Here is a 9,522-nt window from a genome sequence, read left to right on the forward strand (position 1 = left end):
GACAAATACGGACTTCGTGCTGATGAAAGCTGATTTGCTTGCTGAGGGTTGACAATTACTCTCCCGCTTCGTGCAGCGCAGCCATTTTTTCCTTCATTTCGTCATAATCCTTCTGGCAGCCGACAATACGCGAATGCCCGGCAGGAAGTTTTTCCTGCATGATGGCCAAGGCGCGTTGAAATAGCGGCTCCGCTTCTGCGTATTTTCCTTGGTCGCGGTAGAGATTGGCCAGAGTACGCAGGGTGATTGCTACACCCATATGATATTTGCCGAGCTTATCCTCACGAATCTGAAGGGAACGATGAAGCATTGGTTCTGCTTCTGAGAATCTCCTTTGAAGTCGGTAAAAATCAGCAAGATTGTTCAGGTTAATAGCTACGATAGGATGCTCTCTTCCAACTGTTTGTTCTCTTATAGAAAGGGATCGCAGATATAACATTTCTGCTTCCATGCATCTATCTTGTTTCTCGTATAGGACGGCAAGATTATTCATAATTAGAGCTACAATTGGATGCTCTTTGCCAAGAATATTTTCTCTGATAGCAAGCGAGTGAAGATATAACGGTTCTGCTTCTGTATACTTTTCTTGCTTTCTATATAACACAGCAAGATTACCAAGACTCTCCGCTGTGTCGAGATGATCTCTGCTAAAATGTTTCTCTCGGATATTAACAGCACGCAAATATAGCGATTCTGCTTCGGCAAGACGTTCTTGCTCCGAACAAAGTACGCCAAGGTCATTCAGCACTTCCGCCACATCAGGATGCTCTTTGCCAAGGGCTTTTTCTTTAACCTCAACTGCCCGTAGGTACAACGGCTCCGCCGCTGCGTATTGCCCCAAATCTTTATGCAGCAAGGCCAGTTCATGCAGCGCAGTACCGAGCGCGGCATCGTTTTTTCCTTCCGCTTCCCGCAATTCCAGCAGCCGCTCCAGCCATTCCTGCGCCTGTTTGTACTCGGCCATTTTACGGGACATTTTCCCGGCGGCCAGCAAATAGTCCGGGTTGTCCTCCACAGCCACCGCCTTCCTGTACTGCCGCAGGGCCCTGGCGTAATCCAAGCGGTCTTCGGCCAGCTTGCCGCTCTGGAAGGCGGCAGCCGCAGCCGCCCGGCCTGCGTCCTCAGCCACCGCGTCAAAGACCTGCTCCGCCTCGGTGCTGTCGCCATTGAGCAGGCTGGCGCGGGCCTTTTCAATCTGCATTTCCGGCAGACAGCACTTCATTTGCTCCAATTTTCCGTGGGTTTCCTCCAGCAGGCGCAGCTTTTCCGCATAGCTTTTTTCAATGTCCGCCAGCTTGGCCTCAACCGCCTGCCGCTTCTGCTCCTCCAAGAAACAACGCCGGTGCTCTTCCTGAAGAATTTCCGTGAATTTCTCAATGCTCAGGCTGTTGCTGACCACAACCTGAGCAGCGGCGGGTTCTGTTGGCTTCCAGCTCAACGCGGCAGATGCGGCAGCGGAAAGCAGGGCGACAAGATGCTGAATGGACGGATGCGATGAATTCCAAGTTACATAAATCAGGGCAGTTATTGCCAGTAAGAACAGAAGGAAAATCAAATTCGGCAGCCGTCCCTGCCGTTCCGTCCGCCGAAGCAGCAGGGCAACAACGAGCAACCCCAAACTCAGCCCGCCCAGCACCAGCGGATATTCCAGCACTTGCCTGACATAGTCCATAATCTGCCGCCACGCCAATTTTTAATAATTTTGCCGCCACGCCGCCATTGCCCGCCTGCCCGGTTTTGCGCTACAATCTGTTGCACAAACCGGGGCAGCTCCGCCCGGTTTGTTCTATACCGTCCCAAAACCGTTCCGTCAATAGACAGCAATAGTAGGGGCGAAAAATTTTTCTCCCCTGCATCAAGCATAATAAAAACAGCCAGCCCAGGTGACAGCCATGCTTCTCGCCGTTGATGTCGGCAATTCCCACACCGTCATTGGTATTTTTTACAATCAGGTTTTGTTTCATCAATGGCGGTTGAAGACTGACCGCCGCACTACTGCCGACGAGCTGATTCTCGCCTGCCACACCCTCTTTGCCTTGGATGAATTGTGCAAATGCGACATCACCGGCTTTGTCGTCTGCTCGGTGGTGCCTGCTTTGGAGCCAATTTGGCTGAAATTCGCCGAGCGCTATTTCAACAGCCTGCTTTCGCCGCCGCTGGCCGTTTCGCATCAGATTGACATCGGCCTGCGCATTCTCACCCCCAACCCGGCGGAACTGGGCGGCGACCGTTTAGTAAACGCCGCAGCCGCGTGGGAATCTTACGGCACCGCCCTGATCGTGATTGATTTTGGCACAGCCATCACCTTTGATTGCGTCAGCGACCAAGGTGAATATCTTGGCGGCACTATTCACCCCGGACTGGGCATTTCCTTAGACGCGCTGTCCGAGCGCACTGCCAAGCTGCCTCGTGTGGATCTCTGCGCAAAACCGGTTTCGGCGATTGGTGCGACCACAATTGAGGCCATCCGCTCTGGGATGCTGCACGGCTTTGGCGGGTTAATCGATCGGATGACTGAGCTGCTGGGCAAAGAAATGCGCGAGCGCGGCGCGGCAGCGGCGGATGGCAAAATTAGCATCATCGCCACAGGCGGCATGGCCGAACTGATCGTTCCCTACAGCACGGCGGTGGAGTATGTTGATCCCAATCTCACACTGACCGGCCTGCGCCTCCTTCACGAACGCAATTACATGGAGATGAGCTGATGCTGCGTCCTGTCATACTGCCACCGCCGCTGCGGCCCGGCGACACAGTCGGCATTATTCATCCTGCCGGGCCGGTGCGCGATGAGGAAGGCCTTGCCAAGGGCCTGCAAATTTTGCGCGATTTGCGATTGCACGTCCGCTGCGAGCCGCCGGATGGCTCCGGGCCGGATTATCTCGCTGCCAACGATCAGCAGCGGCTGACCGAGCTGCACCGGCTTTGGGCGGACGAGGAAGTGAAAGCACTGATCGCGGCGCGGGGCGGTTACGGCTGCCTGCGGCTCATCAGCAGGCTGGACTGGGATTTTCTCCGCGCCCGGCCTAAATGGCTGCTCGGCTTCAGCGACCTCACCGTGCTCCTGAACGGCGTTTTCGCTCAGACTGGTTTTGTCACCCTGCATGGGCCAATGATCAGCACCTTGGCCCGCGCAGACCGTCTGTCATTTGACCGTTTTCGGGAGGTGTTGGCGGGAAAATTTCAGCCCTGCGTCCGGCCAGCGGACATGGAAATTCTGCGCGGCGGTTTCGGCCAAGGAAGGCTGGTCGGCGGCAATCTGACCACGCTCTGTCATCTGCTCGGCACGCCGTGGCAGCCGCAGACCGCAGGCTGCATCCTTTTCATCGAAGACACCGCCGAGCCGCTGTATAAAATTGACCGGATGCTGACCCACTTAGCCTGCGCCGGTTTGTTAGACAATCTCTCCGGCCTGCTGATCGGCCTGTTTGATCCCGGCCACGACGACCGCTTGGAAATGCTGCGCCTGAACGAGCAGGTCTGGCAGCGGGTGCTGGAGCTGACGAGTGCGGCCAAGTATCCGGTTTGGGGCGGCTTTCCGGTCAGCCATCAGCAGCAGAATTACACCCTGCCCATCGGCATGGAGGCGGTGCTGAACAGCTTCAGCGGCAGCCTCGAATTTTTGCCGCAGACCTGCCGCCAGCCCTGATGATCGCCCTCCGCTGCGCCAAGACCATCGGCCTGCTTCTGCTCCTGCTGCTTGGCTGGGGCCTGAGCCTGCTGCCGCTGCTGCTGGTCTGGCCACATGTGGAATTCCGCTTTCTCCTGCCTGCGCTGACGGCTTGGGCCGCGCTGTATCTTCTGCCTTTTCCGTTCTTCCTCCGCTGGATGCTCCGCAAGGTCTGGTTTTTTCCCGCCCAAGGTGAGCCGGTGCAACAGGAGCTGCTGGAGTTCATGCTGCTCGGCGTGAACGACATTCCCAACCCGATGCGGGCCGAAAAAAAAGGCCGGAAAATCCGCATGAGCTGGCACTGCGATGATCCGAGCTGGTGCCGCTGGATGGCTTTGGCCAATTTGCGGAACAACTACGAGCTGACCTTGGATTTTGATGCCGCCGCCCGCACCGTCATCCTGCGCGACCGCGTCCGGCCTGTGGATTTCACCCTCTGCCCAGTCAAGGTGCGTTTCGGCCTGCTCAGTTCATCTCGTTTCTTCTGTTGCGTGCGCAGCGGGCCGGAATTTGGCATCAGCAATTTCGAGCAAACCGCGCCGGAGAACTGGCGGTTCAAGCCGCAGGAACTGAAAACCCCGGTCTTCAACACCATCATCAGGAATGGATGGAGTGTGCGCTTTGAGCTGTAACAGCGCTATTATTGGCGGACTTAATGAAAAATAGAAAAAATTCTGACAGGCGCATTTACGAGATTAAAAAGACTATCTTTGCCTCGCTGCTGGCAGGCATGATTGTTCTCGGAACAATTTATTTAGTCTCAATTTTCCTGATGTACAAGAATCAAGATGCTGCACGGCAGCGTGAATGGCATGATTTACTTGTCAATATGTACAATAGGACGATTGAAAAAGAGGCGATGGAGCTTGACTGCTTGATAGACACACTGTCCATCAACAAGGAAATTCAGCGGCATTTTTTGAATAGAGACCGTGCCGAGCTGCTGAATGCCGTGCAGGAAACAGCGCGACATTATAAAATGCACTGCAATATAACGCATTTTTACTTTCACGATCCTAATTTAGTCAATTTTCTCAGAGTTCATCAACCAGAACGCTACGGCGACCGCATTGACCGGCTGACATTGCTCCAAGCGGCTGCAATGAACAAAACTGTTGCTGGTTTGGAGCTTGGCCCGCTCGGCACCTTGACTCTGCGGGTAGTCATTCCTTGGCAGGTTGACAATAAAGTGATCGGCTATCTGGAACTTGGCAAGGAACTATCCACCATTTTGTCCATTTTCAAAGAAGACAATACTTCGATTGACGGCTATCTGCTTACGGTCAATAAAACTGAACTGGACCGGAAGGGCTGGGAGCAGGGCATGGCCATGCTTGGACGGCAGGCTGCGTGGACAGAGCTGCCTGACCGGGTGATCGTGAGCGACACCTTGCCGAAACAGATTGATCATAACGGAGAATTTCAGGAGGAACGCAGCGCCACAGCTATGACGCTGTGCAAGCCGATGGTTGCAGCCGAGCCATTGCACTGTACACTGCCTGTGCGGGATTTTTCCGGGAAACAGGTCGGCAATCTGCTGATTGTCCGTGACGATCAGCAGGAACTGCGGGCAGTCAGAGGCATAAATAATCTGTTCCTGCTCTTTCTGCTGTTGTTCGGCGTGTCATTGCTGACAGCGTATTACCTTCTGCTGCAACGGACAGAAATTCGGCTGACGGAAGCGTATGAACACCTGCGCACCTTTATGGAAACCCTGCCTGATGCCGCCATTCTGAAAGACGGCGATGGCCGATGGCTGCTGACCAATCAGGCTGCTAGAGCTTTTTTCCAGATAGAGAACTTTGCTTGGCAGGGAAAGACGGAAGCTGATTTGATCAAAGCATGGCCTGATGCAACTCTTAGTCATGCCGCCGCAGAGCAACATGATCAAAAAGCATGGATCAAGCAGGAGATGCTGATCGAATATGAGGAAGTCCATGATGCTGACGGCCTGCTCCGTTTTGTTGAAGTCAGGCGGATGCCGCTGTTTGCGCCAGATGGCAAACGCAAGGCATTAGTCGTCATTGGCCGTGACATCACCGAGCGGAGAGAAATGGAGCGGCAGTTAGTCAAAGCCAAGCAGGAGGCCGAGGCGGCCAGCGAGGCCAAATCGCAGTTTCTTGCCAACATGAGCCATGAAATCCGCACGCCAATGAATGCGGTCATCGGCATGTCCAAGCTCGCTTTGGAAACAGACCTCAGTCCGAAGCAGAGAAACTATGTGGAGAAGGTGCATGGCGCGGCGGAACTGCTGCTCGGCATTCTTAACGACATTCTTGATTTCTCCAAAATCGAGGCTGGGAAAATGTCGTTGGAGCAGATTGATTTCAGCTTGAAAGCGGTGTTCGACAACATTTGCAACCTGATCGCCTTCAAGGCTGCGGAGCAGGACTTGGAACTGCATGTCGAGCTGCCTGACAACGTGCCGGATGTGCTCAAAGGTGATCCGCTGCGGCTGGGTCAAGTGCTGATTAACCTTGGCAATAACGCGGTTAAATTCACCAAGCAAGGAGGCGTGGTGATCAGCGTTGAGCTGGAGGGGCGGACAGAGCAGCAAGTGACGCTGCACTTCTGCGTGTCGGACAGCGGCATCGGCATGAGCCAAGAGCAGCAGAGCAGATTGTTTCAATTTTTCAGCCAAGCGGACACGTCCACAGCCCGGCAGTATGGCGGCACTGGCTTGGGCTTGGCCATCAGCAAACGGCTGGTGGAGCTGATGGGCGGCAGCATCTGGGTCAACAGCACGCCGGGCCAAGGCTCCTGTTTTCATTTTGTCGTGCCGATGGAAATCGGTGATGCCGCCAGTTTGGCGCGGAAGCAGACAGCAGAGCTGCCGCATGTTGACCAGCTACGCGGGGCAAAGATACTGCTGGTTGAAGACAGCGAGATCAATCAGGAACTGGCCAAAGTTCTTCTCTCCAGGCGGGGAATGACAGTGACTGTGGCCGCCAATGGCGAGGAGGCGTTGCAGGCTCTGGCGACGGGCAGCTTTGACGGCGTGCTGATGGATATTCACATGCCGGTCATGGATGGCTACACCGCCTGCCGAGAAATCCGCCGACAACCGCAATACCGAACCCTGCCGATCATTGCCCTGACCGCCAACGTCATGACTGAAGACAAAGAAAAGGCAAAGTCCGCAGGCATGAACGGCCACATCGGCAAGCCCTTTCGGGAAGAAGAGATGTTTGCGGTCATGGCCGGACTGATCAGGGCAGGAGGTTCAGTTGGTTCGGCAATGTTGCCGACAGACAAGTTGTGACAGTTCAAGAAAAAATAAGGCGGAGTCCTTAAACAGGGGGGAGCATATTTCCCCCCTTCTTTTTTCGCCGCTGCCCCCCTCCTTAGAACACGCCCTTCACCTTGCCGGTCTCCACATCCACATCAATGCGGCGGTAGGCCGGATCGGAGGCGGTGCCCGGCATGAGCGTGATCGCTCCGGCCACTGGCACGACAAAGCCTGCGCCCTTGTAGGTGAGGATGTCGCGAATCGGCAGCGTCCAGCCTTTCGGCGCGCCTTTCAGCTTCGGATCGTGCGACAAGGAGAGATGGCTCTTGACCATGCAGGTGGTCATCTCTTTCATCTCCGGGTCTGCCTCCAGCCGCTTCAGCTTTGCCTGGGCTTCTGGCGTGTAGCTCACGCCGTCGCCGCCGTACACTTCCTTCACAATCAGCTCAATGCGTTTGGAGAGCGGCGTTTCCAGATCGTAGAGGAACTTGAAGTCGTTCGGCTCCTCGCAGGCATCAATGACCGCGTCGGCGAACTCAAGAGCGCCGTCGCCGCCGTACTGCCAATGCTTGGACAGAGCAACCCGCGCACCGGCAGCCTCGCAGATGCGGCGCACTGCCTTGGTCTCGCTGTCGCTGTCGGTGTAGAAGGCGTTGATGCAGACCACCGGGTTGATGCCAGCCTTCTTCACGGTCTCAATGTGATGAATGAGGTTCTCGCAGCCTTTCTCGACCCAGCCCACGTTCTCGCCCTTGTACTCCTCCGGCATTGGCCGTCCCGGCACAGGGATGGGCGCGCCGCCGTGGCACTTGAGTGCGCGGATGGTGGCGACCACGACCGCGCAGTTCGGCTTGAGGCCGGAGTAGCGGCACTTCAGGTTCCAGAACTTCTCGAAGCCGATGTCCGCGCCGAAGCCGGACTCGGTGATGTTGTAGTCCGCCAGCTTGAGGGCGACGCGGTCGGCAATGACTGAGGACTGGCCAATGGCGATGTTGGCGAACGGCCCGGCATGAACAATCACCGGCTGGCCCTCAATGGTCTGCATCAGGTTGGGATTGATGGCATCCACCATCCAGGCAGTCATTGCCCCGGCCACATCCAGATCGCTGGCGGTGATCGGCCTGTCCTGCTTGTCATAGGCCATCACCATCCTGCCGATGCGCTCGCGCATGTCTTTCAGGTCTTTGGCAATGGAGAGGATGGCCATGATCTCGGAGGAAACCGCGATGTTGAAGCCGGACTGCATGGTCATGCCGTCGGAAGTTCCGCCAAGACCGATGGTGATGTTGCGCAGAGCTTGAGCGCAGTAATCCATGATCCAGCGGAACTCGACCTTCTTCGGGTGGATGTCGAGACGGCGCAGGCCGCGCTGGGCAAGCTGCTCGTCGGTGTAGTTGCACTCATGCTGCATCCGCGAGGTCAGCGCGACCATGCCAAGGTTGTGGGCGTTCATGATCGCGTTGATGTCGCCGGTCATGCCAAGCGAGAAGGGAGTCAGCGGCACGCACTGCGACAGGCCGCCGCCTGCCGCTGAACCTTTGATGTTCATGGTCGGGCCGCCGGACGGCTGACGGATTGCGCCGACCACCGACTTGCCGCGCTTGCCCATGCCCTGCACCAAGCCCATCGAGCAGGTTGACTTGCCCTCGCCCAGCGGGGTTGGAGTGATAGCGGTCACGTCAATGTACTTGCCGTCGGGCCGGTCTTTCAGCCGCTCAAGGATGGCGCGGTAGTCCAGCTTGGCCAAGTAATGACCATGCGGCAGCAGCTCCTCCTTCTTCAGACCGAGCTGCTCGCCGAGCTGATAGACGGTTTTCATGTTGCTTTCAGCGGCTTCGGCGATTTCCCAGTCGGCGTGTTTGGTGGGATCCAAGGGCATGGCGGTTCTCCTCTACGAAAATTGTTATGAGAAAGGGGCAAAAATATTTCAGCGGCGCATGAAAACGCGCCGGAACGGGCGCGGAACAGGTAAAGACATGAACATGTGTAATAGCAAGTTTTCGCTGAAATGTCAACAAGGAGCAGCACAGCAGCCCGGCAATGCCAGTCATATCCTCCCGCAATCAAAAGAAACAGGAGAGCTATAAATAAAAATGATATTTTTTATCTATAGATGAATTGCGCAGGTGACATATTTTTACTGTCCGGCACGAATATAACCGCACGTGGAGGAGAGCATGAGTAATTTCCACGAGCGTTGCGTCGCGCAAGGAAAGGGAGGGCACAGCAATCTGTCCTCCTTTTTCTTTGCCATCTCCTTCCCCGATCCTCCTGCAAAACGTCGGGCGACATTTTCAAAATTTGTCGCTCGATGTTTCCGAAGAGACTCGCTCGAACCTAATGTGCAACTCTTTATGGAGTAACCAAGCCATCCAGATTAAGTGGAGGACGGTTGCAGGCTAAGTTAACCCAAGTTGTGACCTATAACATTGCCCTTTCAATGCCGTAAGCCAAAATAAAAAAACCTTCAATTCAAAGCCATGCGAGGTGACAGCATGAATATGAGCTGGAAATCTTTGAGCGATGACGCTGAATGCCGATTCGATCGGCACTTTCGGATGAATTTTACTCCATCTTCTGAAAATGGCTCGTATTTTCTTTTTGAATTTCTTTTTCTGACAGGATT

At 55.3% G+C, this 9,522-nt stretch carries 7 protein-coding genes and 1 pseudogene; 5 read left to right on the forward strand and 3 right to left on the reverse strand.

Annotated elements, in window-relative coordinates; genetic code table 11:
• Positions 1 to 55: 55 nt before the first annotated feature.
• On the reverse strand, positions 56 to 1,672 hold the full coding sequence (locus ACNKH6_RS11040) for a tetratricopeptide repeat protein (protein WP_417915616.1): 1,617 nt from the start codon (positions 1,670 to 1,672) through the stop codon (positions 56 to 58).
• Between the two features lie 220 nt (positions 1,673 to 1,892).
• Here ACNKH6_RS11040 and ACNKH6_RS11045 point away from each other — a divergent pair, with 220 nt between their 5' ends.
• The 4 genes from ACNKH6_RS11045 to ACNKH6_RS11060 are packed head-to-tail and all read left to right on the forward strand — an operon-like array spanning position 1,893 to position 6,929.
• Positions 1,893 to 2,705, forward strand: a complete 813-nt coding sequence (locus tag ACNKH6_RS11045; protein ID WP_417915617.1) for a type III pantothenate kinase — start codon at positions 1,893 to 1,895, stop codon at positions 2,703 to 2,705.
• Positions 2,705 to 3,646 carry a S66 peptidase family protein gene (locus ACNKH6_RS11050; protein ID WP_417915618.1) on the forward strand — a complete coding sequence of 314 codons (942 nt, stop codon included), beginning with the start codon at positions 2,705 to 2,707 and terminating at the stop codon, positions 3,644 to 3,646. The genes ACNKH6_RS11045 and ACNKH6_RS11050 overlap by 1 nt, the downstream gene beginning before the upstream one ends.
• The gene (locus ACNKH6_RS11055) at positions 3,646 to 4,299 is read left to right on the forward strand and encodes a hypothetical protein (RefSeq protein WP_417915619.1); all 654 of its coding nucleotides are present in this window, start codon (positions 3,646 to 3,648) and stop codon (positions 4,297 to 4,299) included. The genes ACNKH6_RS11050 and ACNKH6_RS11055 overlap by 1 nt, the downstream gene beginning before the upstream one ends.
• 23 nt (positions 4,300 to 4,322) lie before the next feature.
• Positions 4,323 to 6,929, forward strand: a complete 2,607-nt coding sequence (locus tag ACNKH6_RS11060) for an ATP-binding protein (RefSeq protein WP_417915620.1) — start codon at positions 4,323 to 4,325, stop codon at positions 6,927 to 6,929.
• An 82-nt stretch (positions 6,930 to 7,011) separates the two neighbouring features.
• Here the strand turns inward: ACNKH6_RS11060 and ACNKH6_RS11065 are convergent, their stop codons facing one another.
• Complete coding sequence (locus tag ACNKH6_RS11065) at positions 7,012 to 8,775, reverse strand: formate--tetrahydrofolate ligase (RefSeq protein ID WP_417915621.1); 1,764 nt, start codon at positions 8,773 to 8,775, stop codon at positions 7,012 to 7,014.
• Here ACNKH6_RS11065 and ACNKH6_RS11070 point away from each other — a divergent pair.
• Entirely contained in the window at positions 8,774 to 8,983 is a 210-nt protein-coding gene (locus tag ACNKH6_RS11070; protein ID WP_417915622.1) for a hypothetical protein, read from the forward strand. The genes ACNKH6_RS11065 and ACNKH6_RS11070 overlap by 2 nt on opposite strands.
• Positions 8,984 to 9,295: 312 nt before the next feature.
• On the opposite strand, the pseudogene ACNKH6_RS11075 reads toward ACNKH6_RS11070, so the two are convergent.
• A pseudogene (locus tag ACNKH6_RS11075) lies at positions 9,296 to 9,522 on the reverse strand (hypothetical protein); the annotation flags it as partial.

Source organism: Candidatus Electronema sp. JM, assembly GCF_048287415.1.
Classification (GTDB): domain Bacteria; phylum Desulfobacterota; class Desulfobulbia; order Desulfobulbales; family Desulfobulbaceae; genus Electronema.

Coding starts and splice junctions, on each gene's coding strand:
- ACNKH6_RS11040 (WP_417915616.1), bottom strand. CDS start 1,672: ATGGACTATGTCAGGCAAGTGCTGGAATATCCGCTGGTGCTGGGCGGG.
- ACNKH6_RS11045 (WP_417915617.1), top strand. CDS start 1,893: ATGCTTCTCGCCGTTGATGTCGGCAATTCCCACACCGTCATTGGTATT.
- ACNKH6_RS11050 (WP_417915618.1), top strand. CDS start 2,705: ATGCTGCGTCCTGTCATACTGCCACCGCCGCTGCGGCCCGGCGACACA.
- ACNKH6_RS11055 (WP_417915619.1), top strand. CDS start 3,646: ATGATCGCCCTCCGCTGCGCCAAGACCATCGGCCTGCTTCTGCTCCTG.
- ACNKH6_RS11060 (WP_417915620.1), top strand. CDS start 4,323: ATGAAAAATAGAAAAAATTCTGACAGGCGCATTTACGAGATTAAAAAG.
- ACNKH6_RS11070 (WP_417915622.1), top strand. CDS start 8,774: ATGGCGGTTCTCCTCTACGAAAATTGTTATGAGAAAGGGGCAAAAATA.
- ACNKH6_RS11065 (WP_417915621.1), bottom strand. CDS start 8,775: ATGCCCTTGGATCCCACCAAACACGCCGACTGGGAAATCGCCGAAGCC.